Source organism: Rhizobium sp. RSm-3 (assembly GCF_001854685.1).
GTDB classification, from domain to species: Bacteria; Pseudomonadota; Alphaproteobacteria; order Rhizobiales; family Rhizobiaceae; genus Rhizobium; species Rhizobium ecuadorense.
Genome location: NZ_MAWZ01000006.1, coordinates 41,483 through 57,351, shown reverse-complemented (window position 1 = coordinate 57,351; position 15,869 = coordinate 41,483). Strand labels below are relative to the sequence as shown.

Genomic DNA, 15,869 nt, shown 5'->3' with positions numbered 1-15,869 from the left:
GCAAAAGTCGCTTTTGCTTATCATTCAATCGCGTAATTCAAAGCCCTGCAGCATCCTTTGCTATCTGAACAGACGCGCGGCGGCGCAGCCTTTTGCGTTGACAGCCATGATCAATCGATCGCTGTTAGGCTCATGAAGATTCTCGCAATATCCGGCAGCGCTCGGCGCAACTCCACCAATACGGCCATGCTGCGGGCTGTCAGCGCCGTCGCGCCACGTGAGATCGAGATTGCGGTCTTCGATGGCGTCGGAGGTTTGCCGGTGTTCTCGCCGGATCTCGAGGGGGAAGCTCTGCCGGCGGCGGTGCGGGATTTCGTCGCAATGATCGCTGGGAATGACGGGGTGATCATTGCCAGTCCGGAATATGTGCGATCCATCCCCGGCGGCCTAAAAAATGCGATCGACTGGCTGGTGTCGGGAGAGCAGATCGTCCACAAGCCCGTCGCCCTGCTGCACGCATCGCATCGGGGCGATGACATGCTGGCAGGTCTGCGCACGATCCTTGCGACCATCACCGACCGCTTCGCAGAGGATATCTTCCTCCGGCTTCCTCTGATGAAACTGGAACCGGCCGAGGTGTTGCGCGCCGTCGAGACGGCGGAGAACCGTTCCAGGGTGCAGGCCTATCTTCAGGCCTTCTCGGCCTATTGCATGGCAGCCGGCTAGGAGGCTTTCCCGCTCATCGGACCTCCATCAGCAGGCCGCTCTCGACCACCGCTTTTCCGTCAAGCGTGTGCAGGATCACCAGCGGGGCTGCGAGCAGCGCCGCGAGGATGAAGGCGGAGAGGACGTGTCTCTTGAGGAAACGGAGGATAGGTCGGATCATCTCGATCTCCAGATGCTGCGGATATTCTTTGTGCTGGACCTCGACAATTGCGGCAGCATGACCGGCGCCTTGCAAGCTCCGCAATGCTGCCGCAACTCTTGTGGCGGAGAGTGGGAAAGTTGAGAGAGCAGGCGGGCAATGCGGATATTGTTGATAGAAGATGAGAGGGAGCTGGCCGAGGCGCTGTCGGCAGCGCTCGGCAAACATGGGATCGTCACCGACCACACGATGCATCTGGCCGATGCCGTCGAACTGACGCGGCAGAACCTCTATGACGCGATCCTGCTCGACCGGCGCCTGCCCGATGGAGAGGGGCTGAGCTTCATTCCGCAGCTGAGGCGGACGGGCAAGGATACGCCGATCATCGTGCTGACGGCGCTGAATGAGCCGAAGGAGCGGGTGCAAGGGCTCGATCTCGGCTCCGACGACTATCTCGGCAAGCCGTTTCTGGTGGAGGAGCTGATGGCGCGGCTGAGAGCCGTGCTGCGGCGGCCGCCGAACCTTGCCGAACTCAAGATCACCGCCGGGCGGATGGTGATCGATCCCTTGCATCTCAGCGTAACCGTCGATGACGCGCCGCTCGATCTGCCTCGGCGCGAGCTGCTGGTGCTGGCGGCTCTTGCCAAGCGCAAAGAGAAGACCGTGCTGCGCGCGACGCTCGAGGCGGCCGTCTACAACTACGAAGAGGAAATCCAGTCGAACGCGCTCGATGCGCACATTTCCCGGCTGCGCAGGCGGCTTGCCGAGGCAGGCGCCGAGGTTTCGATCCACAATATCCGCGGCGTCGGCTATCTCCTGAAGGAAGAATGATGGGCGAAAAATGCAAGGCCAACCCTTCGCTCTGGTGGCGGCTCAGCTGGCAGCTCAGCCTGGTCTTCGTCGGCGTGGTGACGGCTGTTACCATCGGGCTCTGCTTCTACGGCGCGACGATCCTCTCGCCGAACGTCGCGCTGGAGGACCATGTCACCGCCGCATTGGCTCCGGCCGTTGCGCTCGATGCCGAGGGACGGCTCGATATAAAGGATACGCCGGAGCTGGATGCACTCAAGCGGGAGTATGACGGGCTTTGGTATGTCGCGGCGACGACGAACGGTTCTTTCGTGTCTTACGGGACCATTCCTGCAGCCTACAGCGAGCTTGCGCGTCTGACCTACCTGTTCGAAGGGGCCGATATCAGGGGATCGGCCGGCACGGACGAGATCGCGTCGGTCGAAAGCGTGAAGACCGGGATCGGCGAACTCAGGGTTCTGTTCGGCGGCGTTGCCGACAAGGGCTGGCCGGTTCTTACCCTGATGGGCGCCGTTTATCCGATCTACCTCCCGCTGTTTGCCATCGCCTTGCCTGCGGTTTTTCTCGCCGTTCCCAGGATCGTCCGGCGTGGGCTGGCCAGCGTGAGCGAAGTCGCCCGCAAGGCATCCGAGATCGAACTTCGCCGCTACGATGCGCGCCTGCCGCTCGACGGCATTCCGAGGGAGGTCGCGCCGCTGGTGATCGCCTTCAACGAGGCGCTCGACAGGCTGGAGAACGAGTACCGCAAACGGCAGCACTTCCTGATCGATGCGGCGCACGAGTTGAGGACGCCGATCGCAATCATGCAGACCCGGATCGACGGAACGCCGGAAGGGCAGGACCGCCGGCGATTGCTCGACGACGTCGCGCGGCTGGCCGAGACGGCCGAACAACTGCTCGATTTCGAGCGCAACGACCAGGCGACCGATCTCCACGAGATGGTCGATCTCGTCGAGATTGCCCGCTCCGTCGTTGCCGACCTCGCGCCGCTGGCGATTGGCGCCGGCTACCAGATCTCGTTTCAGAGCGAGGTCGAGAGCCTGAAGCGCAAGGGCAGCCCCTCGGCGCTGCCGCGGGCGGTGAGCAACCTCGTGCGCAATGCCATCGATCATGGCGGCGGGAGCGGCATGATCACCGTCTCCGTGTCGGCCTCCGGCGGCGGTCGGATCAGCGTCGCCGACGAGGGGCCGGGCATTCCGGCCGAGCACCGCGAGCTGGTGTTCGAACCGTTCTATCGCGTCACGCCGAAGAGCACGGGGGCGGGGCTCGGCCTCAGCCTCGTCAAGCAGATCGCCGCAAACCATGGCGGCGAAGTCAGCATCGAGAGCGGGGACGCCGGCACCGAGGTGGCGATCCGGCTTTGATGACGCGGGAAAGGATGTAATGCTGCGGCAATTCTCGACCGCCACTTTTGCCTGAACTAGAGCGCCGCGCGTCCGACAGACGCGCTAAGGACGCTCTAGCACTTTAAACTGCGCATAATCCTTTCCGAAATCGATCTCGATTTCGGAGTTATGCGCTATCGGCGATGGAGGCCAGACAGAGTGCGCAGCAATCCATTCACTTCATCCTTTTCAAAGCGGATTTCGAAGTTTTTTTCCCTTGCCCTGCCGCTGGCGCTTGCGGCGGCTGCAGCAGGGTGCAGCACGGTGCCGCTGAAGCAAGCGGGCACGCTTTCCTCTTATTCCAATCTCGGCCCGCCCAAGGGCAAGCTTCAGAAGTCGCGCATCTATGTCGACGGGGCGGGTCTTGCGCCGGCGAAGACGGTCGCCATCGCCCCGACCACCTTTGCCTTCAGCGCCGCGACCCGGATCAAATCACCTGATGACCGGACGATGGTGTCGAATGCGCTCGATCGGGCACTCTGCATCTCGCTCAGCGATAAATACCGGATAGTGGCGCCGGGCGAGCCCGCCGACCTGACGATCCGCTCCGTCGTCACCGACATCGTGCCGACCAACAAGGCAATGGCCGGCGTTTCCACGGTCGTGACCGTCGGCAGCGGCTTCGCGCTCCCGGTCGGCGTGCCGCGCCTGCCGGCAGGCTTCGGCGGGTTGGCGGTCGAGGCGGAAGCCGTCGACCGCGGTGGCGTGCAGCGGGCGGCGATCGTCTGGTCGCGCGGGGCGAACTCGCTGCAGAACGAGCCGCGCGTTTCCGAAGTCGGCGACGCCTATGGCCTGGCGTCGAAATTCAGCAGCGAGTTTTCCCGCATGCTGATCAAAGGCAGGGAACCGAGGGGGTTGGATCTATCACTTCCTTCCGGCCAGCGGATGAAATCCTGGCTCGGCGGAAAACCGAAATACGCCGCCTGCGATGCCTTCGGCCGGTCGCCCGGATTCATGGGGGCGGTGGCCGCCAAATACGGTGCGCCGCCGCAATGGACCGATAAGAAGCCGAAACCGGCGGCCGTTTATCAACCGAGCGCTCAGCCCTAACCCCGAGGGAGTGGTGCCGTCACTCCGGGAGCGACTCATCCCGGAGTGGACCATTGCAGGAGTGACTCACTCCTGCAGCGAACTACTGCCGGAGTGAAGTACTCCCTAAAGTGCTTCACTCCTGGGCTGACGGGACGGACGGGGTAAAGGCCGGGAGCCTTGCTCCGTCCGTCCTTGCTATTGAGGAGGTCACCGTGGCGCTGATACGCAGCAAAAAAGCCCCGCATCGTCGTGCGAGGCTTGATGCTGGTGGATCAGTTTACCGGCACTGGCGGCGAGGGCCGTAGTTCGGCTGGTAGGTGTTGTCGTAGGCGCGGTACGACCGATAGCGGCTGTAGCAATATTCGGCGTGCGAGCTGTAGCCGGTGGAACGGTAGGCGCGCGGCTGCGAGGCGATGATGCCGCCGATCAGGGCGCCGGCCGCCAGGCCGCCGATGATGGCGCCGGTATTGTCATGATGGTAGCGGTGACCATAGCGCCGGCCGTAGCGGTCGCCGCGATAGTAGTCGCGGTCCCGATAGTAGCTGCGGTCGCGGTAGTGGTGGCGTTTGCGGTACCAGTCGTCATTGTTACCAAACTGGCCAGGGCAGTTCGTGAAGTTATTGCAGCCGACGGTAATGATCCTGGCCTCGCCACCTCCGGGGACTGGCTGCGCGGCCGCCTGCTGCGCCGGGCTCGGCACAAAGACGGGGCCTGCCGATGCCGGCATTCCCGAGAAGGCCGTCGCTATCGACAGGGCAATGATGGCGAATTTGTTCATTTCACTCACCTTGGGTAAACGGATGTATCGAGCGGATAACGCAAGGGAAGGGATTTAGTTCATTCTGGGAATGGTGGAGGCATTTCTCGCCGAAATATTCGGCAGGAAGTTCAAATTGAAAGCAGATGCTCAATTAGATCTTTATGAGACTGCTGGTTCAATCCTGCTGCAACAGCACTCCAGTGCAGAAGGATTATCATGCGGCTCTCCAGGCTTCTCGGCGTTCTCTGTCTCTCCACGACAGTGGCGCTTTCACCTCTCACCATTCTATCTACCGATCTCTCGCCGGCGTTCGCCAAGGGCGGCAACGGAGGCGGCGGCGGTAACGGCGGCGGCGGAGGAGGAGGCAACGGCGGCGGCCATGGCGGCGGCAGCGGCAGCGGCAACAGCGGCGGAAGCCATGGCGGTGGCGGCGGCAACAGCGGCGGCAGCGGAAAGAGCAGCACGCACTCCAGCGGCAAGACCGAGAACGGCCGCAGCGCCAAGGGCGCCGGCAAAGCGGTCCAGACCGGCCAGGCCGGCAGGGCGAAGTCTGCCAAGCAGACCGTCAGCACGAAGGGCTCGGCCAAGAAGACGACCATCGCCTCGGTGCCTGCGGCAAAGCCGGCGAAGAAGCCAGCGGCCGAGCTCGCCGGTCTCAATTCGCTCAAACGCAACTTCCATGCGCTGATGAACACGGCGGATCCGCGCATGTCGGCGATCTCGGCATTCGCTACCGCCTATGCGCAGTACGAACTGGCCAACGGCGTTGCCCCGTCGGTCGACGATCCCGCTCTTGGCGACGCGGCGCTGGCGGCCGCGCTCGCTACCGCCACCAAGACCGGCACGGTCAGCCCTGAGGCCCTCAGCTGGGCAAAGGATACGCTGGGCGTCGGCCCGGCGGTTGGCACGATTGACCAGATGCGGGAGGCCTTGGCGGCGCAGGCTCCGGCGGCGGAAACCCCTGCAGACGGAACCGAGACCGGCGATACGGCCGAGGGCGGCGAGACGACAGATCCTGCGGTGACTGCGGAGACGCCGGAAGCCGACACGGGCAGCACGGAAGAGGTCTCGGGAACGACCGAATCCACGCCGGCCATCGATCCGACCGAAACCTCGGCGCCGACGAGCACGGAAACCACCGGCCTCTGATCGCGCCGATCATTGGAAAACGTCCGTCCCTATCCCGACCGTGACGCGGAAGGTCAGGGGCGCGGAGAAGAAGGGGAGGCCGGGCATCGCCTGACGCGCCCGGTCAGCCTCACCTTCCGCCAGCCAGCAATCGAAGCTGGTTCTCGTCATGCACGCCTTGCCGGTAAAGCTCGATGATAAGGGCGCCAAGACGGGCGGCTTGCTCGCCTGATCGATCAATCTGGAGCTCGCTACACAGCGCTTCATGGACACGCCTGCACACGTCGAGATCTTCGGAGGCGAGCGGTTCGTCACGCGTGCTGAACAGCTTGTCTGACATCGCAATCTGCCCTTTTCGATGCGGTGAATCGCTATCAGTGAAAAAAAGATAATTTCGCGATCTTTGCTCTGCAAGATGGGCGAACGTCCGATGTTCAAAAACAATTCGGGGCGCGCGCGCACGCCAGGAAAGATTGGGGTGAGGGCGGCGCGGCTGGGTATGAGACCGATGGGGCGTCGGCCCGACGGGCGGCGCGCGTGAGGAGGTCTACCCGGGTGCGGGATCCTTGCCGCTTTGCTTAGACAGGCGCAGTTCTTTCAGCCGCTTGGTTTTCTCCCGGCGGGCCCGCTGCTCCGCCTCGATGGTTTCCTTGGCGGCTCGCTCGGTGTTTTCGAAACGATCCTGCCGGTAAGCCTTTGATGAGGGTTCACGTTCTCTTGTCATGGCCGCTAAACGCAAATCGACGAAAACGGTTTCATGCGAAAATGCGTAACCTGCCATCAATCGATCGGCCTGATCGGGCGGCGGCCCGTTTGTTGCAGCCGGCGAATGATGATTTCGCCTTGTGGTCATGCCGGCCGCCGGGTACCTGATCGGCGCCCGGCGGATTGATCGGTCAGCCCTTGATGAAGGCGAGGATGTCGGGATTGATGATATCGGCATGAGTGGTGCACATGCCGTGCGGAAATTTCTCGTAGACCTTCAGCGTGGCGTTCTGCAGCAGCTTGGACGAGAGCAGGGCGGAGTCGGCGATCGGCACAATCTGATCATCGTCCCCGTGCATGACGAAGGTCGGCACGGTGATCATCTTCAGGTCTTCGGTGAAATCGGTTTCCGAAAAGGCCTTGATGCCGTCGTAATGGGCCTTGGCGCCGCCGATCATGCCCTGACGCCACCAATTGTCGATAACTGGCTCCGATACTTTCGCACCCGGCCGGTTGAAGCTGTAGAACGGGCCGGCCGGCAGGTCACGGTAGAATTGCGAACGATTGGCGGCGAGCTGCTTGCGCAGATCATCGAAGACCTCGATCGGCAGGCCGCCGGGATTAGCAGCCGTTTTCACCATGATCGGCGGCACGGCGCCGATGATGACGAGCTTGGCGACGCGGCCCTGCGGCTGGCCATGGCGGGCGACATAATGGGTCGCTTCACCACCGCCGGTGGAGTGGCCGATATGGACGGCGTTCCTGAGATCGAGATGCTCGACGACGGCTGCGGCGTCGGCGGCGTAATGGTCCATGTCGTGACCGTCGCCCACCTGGGTGGAGCGGCCATGGCCGCGCCTGTCATGGGCGACGACCCGGTAACCCTTATCGAGGAAGAACAGCATCTGGGCGTCCCAGTCGTCGGAGCAGAGCGGCCAGCCGTGATGGAACATGATCGGCTGGGCGGTCTTCGGCCCCCAATCCTTGTAGAAGATCTCGACGCCGTCCTTGGTGGTGACTGTGCTCATCTCTGGGCTCCTCGATGGGGTTGGGTTGGGCTAAAGCGGTCAGAAGTTTGTGCCGTTGCCGGCAAAATTGGCAAGGCGGTAGGCACCGCTGCGCGCGGCCAGGTTGGAATATGCAGACGTCGTCATCAAGCTAATCTTTATATTCAATTCACATAACAGAATTTTATAATGAGGCCAGGCCACAGCCGGACATTCCTGGTCGATGCGTTACAGGACGCCGCGGCAGACGCCGCCGCCGGCGTGCCCTTGAACGCGGTTCATCGCCCAACCATCTAACCCACTACACATCATCACCATGGCGAACCGTCGCAACCGCGGCCGCTTCGCCGGCGGCGGGACGGCCGTTTGCCGCCTGAGGACCAGATCATGGGTTATATGGACAAGGAGATAGTGCCTCAGAATGACGGGGCGCTGATCGATGCCTATTCGCAATCGCTCGCAGCAGCAGTCGACATCGTCGGGCCGGCGGTCAGCCGCATCGAGAGGGTGGGTGGCCGGCAGGGGCACGGGTCGGGCTTCGCCATTTCCCCTGACGGTCTGATCATCACCAACAGCCATGTCGTCGACGATGCCAAGGCCGTTCGCATCACCACGCCCGATGGCTTCGTCACCGAGGGCCGGGTGCTCGGCCGCGATATCGATACCGATATCGCTCTCATTCGCGCCAATACCGGCACCGGCGCCTGGGCGAAGCTCGGGGATTCCCAGCGCCTGCGCCGGGGTCATATCGCCATAGCGATCGGAAACCCGCTCGGTTTCGAATGGACTGTCACCGCCGGCATCGTCTCGGCGCTCGGCCGGTCGATGCGGGCAGCCAGCGGCCGGCTGATGGAGGATGTCATCCAGACCGACGCGGCACTCAATCCCGGCAATTCGGGCGGGCCGCTGGTGTCGTCAGGCGGGGAGGTCATCGGCGTCAATACCGCCGTCATCCAGGGCGCGCAGAGCATCGCCTTCGCCGTGGCGTCGAATACCGCCAATTTCGTCGTTTCGGAGATTCTTCGCTACGGGCAGGTGAGGCGTGCCTTTATCGGTATATCAGGCGATACAATCGTGCTGCCGCGCCGGGTGGCGCTGGCGGCGGGCACGGTGCAGACGACCTCCGTCCGCATCCGCCGCGTCGAGCCGGAAGGGCCGGCGGCAAAGGGCGGGCTGCAGGAGGGCGATTATATCCTCGCCATCGACGGCAGCCCGGTCGGAGGCGTCGACGATATCGTCCGATTGATGGATGGCAGCCGGATCGGCCAGGAGACGGAAATCCTGGTGTTTTCTGTGGCTGGCCGGATCGAGAAGAAGACCTTGCTGCCGATGGCGCGGACGTCATGACAGGGACATCACGCACCGTCAGGCGCTGACCGCCTCCTGCTCCGTCCCTGAAAAATCCACAGCGGCAAAGGCCGCCGCCAGCACCTCCGGCCCGGCGCCGCTTTTGGCTGCATCGGTCGACAGGATCTGACGGTAGCGCCTGGCGCCGGGCAGGCCGGTGAAGAGGCCGACCATGTGGCGGGCCACGTGCTGCAGCCGGCCGCCGCTGGCGATATGGCGTTCGGCATAGGCCATCATTCGGTCGCGCAGGCCTTCCCAGTCCGGCTCTCCCGCGGGGGCGCCGAAGAAGCGCTGGTCGATTTCGGAAAGAATCGCCGCATTCTGATAGGCGGCGCGGCCCAGCATGACGCCGTCGACATGGGCGAGGTGGGTGGCGGCTTCATCAAGCGTGCGGATGCCGCCGTTGATACCGATGAAGACATCCGGCCAGCGCTGTTTCATCCGATAGACGATCTCGTAGTCGAGCGGCGGGATTTCCCGGTTTTCCTTCGGGCTCAGGCCCTTCAGCCAGGCTTTGCGGGCATGGATCCAGATCGCGTCGGCGCCGGCATCGAGAACGCGGGTGATGAGCGCCGGCAGTGCCTGTTCCGGCTCCTGCTCGTCGACGCCGATGCGGCATTTCACGGTCACCGGCACGGTCGCAACCCTCTTCATCGCCGCGATGCATTCGGCCACCGTCTCCGGCGTCAGCATCAGGCAGGCACCGAAGGTGCCAGACTGCACCCGGTCGGAGGGGCAGCCGACATTGAGGTTGATCTCGTCGTAGCCGTAGGCTTCCGATATCCTCACCGCCTCGGCAAGCTTGGCCGGATCCGATCCGCCGAGCTGCAGGGCCAGCGGATGCTCGGCTGCGTCATGGCCGAGCAATCGGTCGCGCGGACCGTGGATGATCGCATCGGCCACCACCATCTCGGTATAGAGCAGCGCCTGCCGGCTGATCTGGCGGTGGAAATAACGGCAATGCCGATCCGTCCAGTCGATCATCGGGGCGACCGCGAATTTTCTACCCTTGTAACTCATTGCTTTTCCGTAGTTTTGTTGTTTTCGTTGTTGAGTTTATGTTGCGATCTGTTGAGAATTGTTGCGATTTTAGCCATATGCAGGAGCTTTGCTCATCTGTATTTATAACAAAGTTATAAGCCCAGGAGCTATGTTATAAAATGGGGACCATCGTGCCGCGCCCGCGGAAGAATGGCACTATCGGCTATCTCGCAAAAATCAGCATCATGCGCGACGGCGCCGTGCATCGTGAGAATAAGACTTTCGATCGCGAGAAGGCCGCCGCCGCCTGGATCGTGAAGCGAGAGGAGGAGCTAAACCAGCCAGGAGCGATCGAGCGCGCCAACGTCATTCATGTAACACTTGGCGACGGAATAGACAAATACGTCTCGTCAAGCCTGAAGGAGATCGGACGATCCAAGGCCCAGGTGCTCAACTCGATCAAGACCTATCCGATTGCGCAGAAGGCGGCCGACAAGATCGAGAGCCAAGACATTGTCGGGCTTGGTGAGGATCTTTTGAAGACAGGCATAAAGCCGCAGACGGTCGGAAACTATATATCGCATTTGGCGGCGGTGTTCGCCATCGCTCGCCCGGCCTGGAAAATACCGCTCGATTATCAGGCCATAGAAGACGCGACAGCCGTAATGAAGCGCTTGGGATACATCAAGAAAAGCGATGAACGGAGCCGGCGCCCGACGCTGGAGGAAATGGACGCGATCATGACGCACTTTGAAGACCGCGAAAAACGCGTTCCCGACATGGCGCCAATGACCTATATCGTCCCGTTCGCCGTGTTCTCCACGCGGCGCCAAGATGAAATTTCGCGCATCAGATGGGATGACTTTGACGAAGGCGGCAAGCGCGTGCTTGTGCGAGACATGAAGAACCCAGGCGAGAAGAAGGGCAATGACGTCTGGTGCGATCTACCGCAGCCGGCCATTGACATCATCAAGGCAATGCCCCGCGTTCGGGAAGAGATATTCCCCTACAACGCCGCGTCAATCAGCGCCTCGTTTACCAAGGCTTGCACTCTGCTGGGAATCAACACAGACGAAACGCCGGACGAAGAGTGCTTGAGGTTTCACGATCTGCGCCACGACGGCGTGTCGCGGCTGTTTGAAATGGGCGCCGGCATTCCCCAAGCCGCTGCAGTTTCGGGACACCGCTCTTGGTCGAGTCTCAAGCGGTATTCCCATATCAGGCAATCGGGCGACAAATACGCGGGCTGGAAATGGCTGGCCCATGTCGCGAAACCGGCAAGGGCCGGAAGCCGGCCTATTTCGAAGCGGTCGAAAGTTTCTCGGGGCTTGCCGCTGGATTGACCTCCTCGACTTCGGCCGCCGCTTCACGGTAGGCGTCGGCGCGGGCCTTGTTCTTCCGGTAGGCCGCGAAGATCACCAGGACGATGACAGCGACCGCGGCGAGGCCGACGCCGAACGCCAGCCATGAAACAGTTCCCGCCGCGGCGCCGGCCGTGCCGCCGGTTCCCACGGTCGCTGCCGCCGTCGTGTTCTGCACGGCTTTCTTTCCGGCCGCCTCGCTTTCGATGGCAAGCGCCTTACGGGTTTCGGCGGCCGTCGAGCCCGAGCTTGCCAAGAACATGGCAACGGCTTTCGCTTCGATCTTGGCGACGCGGGCCGACCAGCCTTTCTTGTAGGTTTTCCAGATCTTGAGCGACTGCATATAGCCGAGGCGACGCGCACACAGCGCCTGGATTTCCTTGACGCCCGCCTTGGCCGCCTTGGCGATCGTCACCGGGCCAAGCCTGCCGTCTACGGGAGCGCCTACAACGGCCTGGGCGTCCCGGAGCGCGCGGCCGGCGCCAGAATTCACTGCATAGTCCCAGGCGGTGAGATCGAAGCCGGCCGGCAGCTTGTCGCCGGCAACGGCGTCCCAATACTTCGCCTTATAGATCGGCTCGACATCGCCGAGCGTGAGGTTGCGGATATCGAGATTCGGGAAGGCGGCGGCGGAAATTCCGTACTTGGTTCCCTTCAGCGTGCCTTTGCCGACAGCGCCCCCTGTCCAGTTGCCGGGGTCGGCCCTATCCATCGATAAGCCGCCCTCAGAGGCGAGCGTGATTGCGAGGCATGCGGGGAAATTCTTCAGCGTCATGGCGCGGTATCCAGGTTGATGACAACGCGCCAACCTTTCCCGCTGAATAGTTGTTGCCATCCACCTGGGCGGAGACTCCTGACAATCGGACCCGCAAGATTGGCAATGACTCTTATCACCCCTTGAAAAAAGGGCGCCGCCCCGCCCAGGCTATGACATTTCGGCGGCGTAATTCGAGTAAAACGGGATAAGCAGAGGCCGCGACGGAATGAGCCGTTCGCGGCCTTCTTATTTTCAGAATATGTCGCCGTAATCGACAACGCCGTTGATCGTCACCCCTTGCGCGACCATGCCTGAATTCAGGCGCTTGAGCTGCACGTTCGGCATGGCCTTGAGGCGCTGAGAGAACGTGTTGACCGGCGGCAGGAAGCTTTCCTTATAGCCCTGGTCAACAGCCCACTTCCGGAAGTCTTCGAACAATTTACTCGTGCGCAGCCACCCGTTGACGGGTTCGCTTGCCGCAGGCGTCACGCGGATCTCAAACCATTCATTGAGCGGGTCGAGGAGGAGCCAGGAGTTGAGCGCGTCCTTGGAGCTTTCCGGAATCGTATAGTTCCCGCTCTTCTTGAGCCGCATCGCGCCGGCAATGGCAAAGCCAAGCAGGCTTTCCAACTCTTCCGCCTTAATGCGCTCGACAATGTCGGGAATGATTTCATTGTCTGGGATCGTTCGATTGAACTGCACGACGACAAGACGACGACGAAGCCCGCGGTCAATGCCGCCGTTGAAGCGTGGAAGCGTGTTCGTCGTAAAGCAATGGATCGCCCGAGGTTTGAAGCTCACAACGTCCTTATAGAGGCTTCGCCCTTCGATCGGGTTTCCGGTGATGGCGGCCTTGAACTCTTCCCCCGCGATAGCCGCGCCACTCAATTCGTCGGCGACGTTCGCCGCCTTGCCGGCGAGATTGATGATGCGCTTTTCATCCCCGAAGAATGCCGGCGAGATCGAGGAGACGGAGCCTTCCGGCAGAAGCGCATGGAACAGCGCCGCGATTGTGGACTTACCGTTGTTCGCCGTCTCGCCCAGCAGGACGAAGGCCTTCGGCTGCTTGACGCGTGTTGCCAGGCCGAAGGCGGCGGCGCCGAGCATTTCGGAAATAAGATTGACCTTGTCGTCTATGTCGCGATCGTCCTGAAACGCCCCATAGAGGAGCCGGTGCAAAAGCGATCCTTCCGGCGGGCGGCTGTCTGTGTGAAGATTATATTCGCCATTTATCGTGAACCGGAACCGGTCGTTGGCATCGTGCGGCAGAATGTTCACCTTGCCCGTCTCGTCAATCGTCACCGTGCCGTTGAGCGCGTTGACGCCGATCGTCGGCGAATGGAAAAATTCAACATCCGAGGTCTTGGTTCCAAGCTCATGGATAACCCCGTCAATCATCTTTTTGCCGAGCTTGAGCGGGGTTTCTTTCGGGCCGACGCCAACGGCGTCAAACGCGTGAATGGCGAGGCGGATTTTCTGGTCAGATATTTCGCGCCACGCGGTCGGGCCGTAGGCCCAGAATTTACCATCGGCGCGGACAACGCGGCCTTGGCACTCCTTTTCAAGCCGGTCCCGAAACATGCGCGCAAGCCAAACTTCGGAGCCGAACGGCTGGCTGGTGAACCATTCAGGCATATTGTCGACACCATCGGCGCCGATCGGCGGCGCCTTGACCTTGGCCGGGGTGCTGGCAGGGCTTTCAATCGGCGCAGGCATCGATGCCGCGGCAGGAGCTGCAGGCTCTTCCTTGGGCTTCTCTTCAGCGGGCGGTGTCGGCGGCGTGTACGGCCGCATCGTCGCTCTCATGAACTGGTCTATGTGATCTTTCGTCCAACCCGCGTCTGCAGCGTCGGCGCTATCCCAGCCCGCGCATGGGAACGTGCCGGCTTGCCAGTCTTCGAAGGTGTATTGCTCGTGGTCGGAAGCATCCGCCGCGCTGGCAAAGCCCACGAAGCGCACGCGCGCGCCGAGGCTTGTCAGGATTGCCGCAATCTCCATCGCCGTCGCGATGCCTGGGCCGTCGAAGTCAGGCCAAATGATCACATCGCGGCCAGCAAGCGGCGACCAGTCGGCATGTTTCACGCCCTGGGTTCCGCCGGCCCACGATACGACGGTTCGGCCGCTCGCCCGGCGCAGCTTGTCGCGGCACTTCTCGCCCTCGACTATCAGCACTTGCCGGGTTTCGCCCAGGCCGTCGAGCCCGTAGAGCGGCCGCGGTTTCGGGAAAGGATATCGGCACCATGTTTCCGTGCCGTCAGGCAGACAGGTGAACATGACCATAGGCGTCTCTTTGCCGCCGTCTGGTAGCTCGTGGCGCAGCACGTAGCCGAAGAGCGATCCGTCAGCGCGGCGGTATGGAAAGACCATAGACGGCGCGAAGGCGCCCCATTCCGATCGGGTGCCCTTGCGCTTGGGATTATAGAGCCGAACACGAGCGCCGGCCTGGAGAGGATTGGCCGGCGGGTCGATTGCGGCTATGCCCTCATAGGCGTCGCGCGCCTGGATCTGGCGAGGCGCGACGTTCGGCCGGCTGCTGTCGCGGCCGTCGAGAATGCGAATTGCCTCAGGAAGATTTGCGCCCTTGACCTTCTGCACGAAGTCCAGAACGTCGCCGGCCTCTCCGCAGCCGAAACAATGGAACCGCTCGACGTTATCCTTGCCAACAAAGATCGTAAATGACGGTGTGTCTTCGGCATGGAACGGGCAGCATGTTTCGAACTCATCCCCGTTCCTGGAAAGCTTGAAGCCGTAATGCGCCACTGTCGATGACAGGGACACGTCCCGGCGCAGCCGTTCGACATCAGATGACATATGTTGCGACTCATGTTGTTTATGTTGTGTTTATCGCAACACGGCCGACGCGAAGCAAGCGCCGGCCGTGAAAATTTTAGACGTTCCCGAAGAGAACGCGGCGCAAGTCTTCTTCAGTCCTTACGACACCAGCGCGACCGCCGGCCTTGTTCACAGCATTTATCCAAGCCATCTGCGCAGCCGTCGCCTTGGTTCCCGTCTTGATCTCTGCTTGGGCGTATTGGGCGATAGTTGACCCCACCATTTCAGGCGTTACCACAACAGGATTCCAGCCCCCAAGGTCAGACATCCCCTCATGACCGGCATGGAACGGGCGAGCATTCCGAATGACGACATCACCGGGGCGAACTTCGACCTTGCGCGTCATGTTGAAGCGCTCCACCTTGCCGACCCAGCCCATGCCCGTTTGCTGACGAAACAGCCGCGCGCCGAGAGTGGACGCAACCCGCTGTAGATGACGCATCAAATCTGCTTCTGACATGGCCGACCTCAGAACGGGATATCATCATCAAGATCGCGCTGGAAATTCCCCCGCGGATCTTGGCGGCCGCGGTCACGATCGCGCCCATATCCGTCGTTGGCGCCCCGGTCGCGCTCGCCACCGCCGCCGCCCTCACGATCGCCGCCGGCAGAGCTGAGCATGGTCAGCGTGCCGTTGAACGCCTGCAGAACGATTTCGGTAGAGTAGCGATCGGTCCCGGATTGATCCTGCCATTTGCGCGTTTGCAACTGTCCTTCGATATAGACCTTGTCGCCCTTGGAAACGTACTTCTCAATCACGCCGCAAAGGCCTTCATTGAAGCAAACGACCGTATGCCATTCGGTTTTTTCCCTACGTTCGCCGCTGGTTTTGTCCCGCCACGTTTCCGATGTGGCGATACGAAGATTTGCGATCGGCCGGCCGTCCTGGGTCCGCCGGATTTCGGGATCGGCGCCGAGGTTGCCGATGAGTTGAACTTTGTTGAGGGAGCCCGCCATGT

At 61.9% G+C, this 15,869-nt stretch carries 17 protein-coding genes; 7 read left to right on the top strand and 10 right to left on the bottom strand.

Features of this window, described 5'->3' with window-relative positions:
• Positions 1-132: 132 nt before the first annotated feature.
• Positions 133-666: an NADPH-dependent FMN reductase gene (locus BBJ66_RS08760; RefSeq protein WP_071086374.1), complete on the top strand. Its 534-nt coding sequence runs from the start codon at positions 133-135 to the stop codon at positions 664-666.
• Positions 667-679: 13 nt separating this feature from the next.
• On the opposite strand, the gene BBJ66_RS34910 is transcribed toward BBJ66_RS08760, so the two are convergent.
• Complete coding sequence (locus BBJ66_RS34910) at positions 680-826, bottom strand: hypothetical protein (protein WP_184343613.1); 147 nt, start codon at positions 824-826, stop codon at positions 680-682.
• Positions 827-964: 138 nt separating this feature from the next.
• Here BBJ66_RS34910 and BBJ66_RS08750 point away from each other — a divergent pair, with 138 nt between their 5' ends.
• The 3 genes from BBJ66_RS08750 (at position 965) to BBJ66_RS08740 (ending at position 4,050) form a co-directional block, all read left to right on the top strand.
• A complete protein-coding gene (locus BBJ66_RS08750; RefSeq protein WP_049731765.1) occupies positions 965-1,636 on the top strand; it encodes a response regulator transcription factor in 672 nt (223 codons plus the stop codon).
• A complete protein-coding gene (locus BBJ66_RS08745) occupies positions 1,636-2,979 on the top strand; it encodes a sensor histidine kinase (protein WP_071086369.1) in 1,344 nt (447 codons plus the stop codon). The genes BBJ66_RS08750 and BBJ66_RS08745 overlap by 1 nt, the downstream gene beginning before the upstream one ends.
• A gap of 150 nt (positions 2,980-3,129) precedes the next feature.
• Positions 3,130-4,050 (top strand): DUF3313 domain-containing protein, encoded by a 921-nt coding sequence (locus BBJ66_RS08740; RefSeq protein ID WP_071086367.1) that lies wholly within the window; start codon positions 3,130-3,132, stop codon positions 4,048-4,050.
• 259 nt (positions 4,051-4,309) lie between these two features.
• Here the strand turns inward: BBJ66_RS08740 and BBJ66_RS08735 are convergent, their stop codons facing one another.
• A complete protein-coding gene (locus BBJ66_RS08735; protein ID WP_049731769.1) occupies positions 4,310-4,810 on the bottom strand; it encodes a BA14K family protein in 501 nt (166 codons plus the stop codon).
• Between the two features lie 198 nt (positions 4,811-5,008).
• On the opposite strand from BBJ66_RS08735, the gene BBJ66_RS34565 reads away from it, so the two are divergent.
• Positions 5,009-5,941 (top strand): hypothetical protein, encoded by a 933-nt coding sequence (locus BBJ66_RS34565; protein ID WP_071086365.1) that lies wholly within the window; start codon positions 5,009-5,011, stop codon positions 5,939-5,941.
• Between the two features lie 109 nt (positions 5,942-6,050).
• Here BBJ66_RS34565 and BBJ66_RS08725 read toward each other — a convergent pair whose 3' ends face one another.
• The 3 genes from BBJ66_RS08725 to BBJ66_RS08715 all read right to left on the bottom strand — a co-directional run bounded on the left by BBJ66_RS08725 (position 6,051) and on the right by BBJ66_RS08715 (position 7,653).
• Positions 6,051-6,260 (bottom strand): hypothetical protein, encoded by a 210-nt coding sequence (locus tag BBJ66_RS08725; RefSeq protein WP_049731771.1) that lies wholly within the window; start codon positions 6,258-6,260, stop codon positions 6,051-6,053.
• Positions 6,261-6,467: 207 nt separating this feature from the next.
• The gene (locus tag BBJ66_RS08720; protein WP_071086561.1) at positions 6,468-6,701 is read right to left on the bottom strand and encodes a hypothetical protein; all 234 of its coding nucleotides are present in this window, start codon (positions 6,699-6,701) and stop codon (positions 6,468-6,470) included.
• Between the two features lie 115 nt (positions 6,702-6,816).
• Positions 6,817-7,653, bottom strand: coding sequence for an alpha/beta fold hydrolase (locus BBJ66_RS08715; RefSeq protein ID WP_071086362.1), 837 nt, complete (start codon positions 7,651-7,653; stop codon positions 6,817-6,819).
• 366 nt (positions 7,654-8,019) lie between these two features.
• Between BBJ66_RS08715 and BBJ66_RS08710 the strand changes: the two genes are divergently transcribed.
• The gene (locus BBJ66_RS08710) at positions 8,020-8,979 is read left to right on the top strand and encodes a S1C family serine protease (protein ID WP_071086360.1); all 960 of its coding nucleotides are present in this window, start codon (positions 8,020-8,022) and stop codon (positions 8,977-8,979) included.
• Between the two features lie 18 nt (positions 8,980-8,997).
• On the opposite strand, the gene dusA is transcribed toward BBJ66_RS08710, so the two are convergent.
• Positions 8,998-9,999 (bottom strand): tRNA dihydrouridine(20/20a) synthase DusA, encoded by a 1,002-nt coding sequence (dusA, locus tag BBJ66_RS08705; protein ID WP_071086358.1) that lies wholly within the window; start codon positions 9,997-9,999, stop codon positions 8,998-9,000.
• Between the two features lie 140 nt (positions 10,000-10,139).
• Between dusA and BBJ66_RS08700 the strand changes: the two genes are divergently transcribed.
• Positions 10,140-11,303, top strand: coding sequence for a site-specific integrase (locus tag BBJ66_RS08700; RefSeq protein WP_071086356.1), 1,164 nt, complete (start codon positions 10,140-10,142; stop codon positions 11,301-11,303).
• Here the strand turns inward: BBJ66_RS08700 and BBJ66_RS34905 are convergent.
• The 4 genes from BBJ66_RS34905 to BBJ66_RS08680 form a co-directional block, all read right to left on the bottom strand.
• Positions 11,257-12,096: a glycoside hydrolase family 108 protein gene (locus BBJ66_RS34905; RefSeq protein WP_071086354.1), complete on the bottom strand. Its 840-nt coding sequence runs from the start codon at positions 12,094-12,096 to the stop codon at positions 11,257-11,259. The genes BBJ66_RS08700 and BBJ66_RS34905 overlap by 47 nt on opposite strands.
• A 234-nt stretch (positions 12,097-12,330) precedes the next feature.
• Positions 12,331-14,889: a CHC2 zinc finger domain-containing protein gene (locus tag BBJ66_RS08690; protein ID WP_071086352.1), complete on the bottom strand. Its 2,559-nt coding sequence runs from the start codon at positions 14,887-14,889 to the stop codon at positions 12,331-12,333.
• A 76-nt stretch (positions 14,890-14,965) separates the two neighbouring features.
• A complete protein-coding gene (locus tag BBJ66_RS08685; protein ID WP_071086350.1) occupies positions 14,966-15,370 on the bottom strand; it encodes a hypothetical protein in 405 nt (134 codons plus the stop codon).
• A gap of 8 nt (positions 15,371-15,378) precedes the next feature.
• Complete coding sequence (locus BBJ66_RS08680; protein WP_071086348.1) at positions 15,379-15,867, bottom strand: single-stranded DNA-binding protein; 489 nt, start codon at positions 15,865-15,867, stop codon at positions 15,379-15,381.
• Positions 15,868-15,869 lie beyond the last annotated feature (2 nt).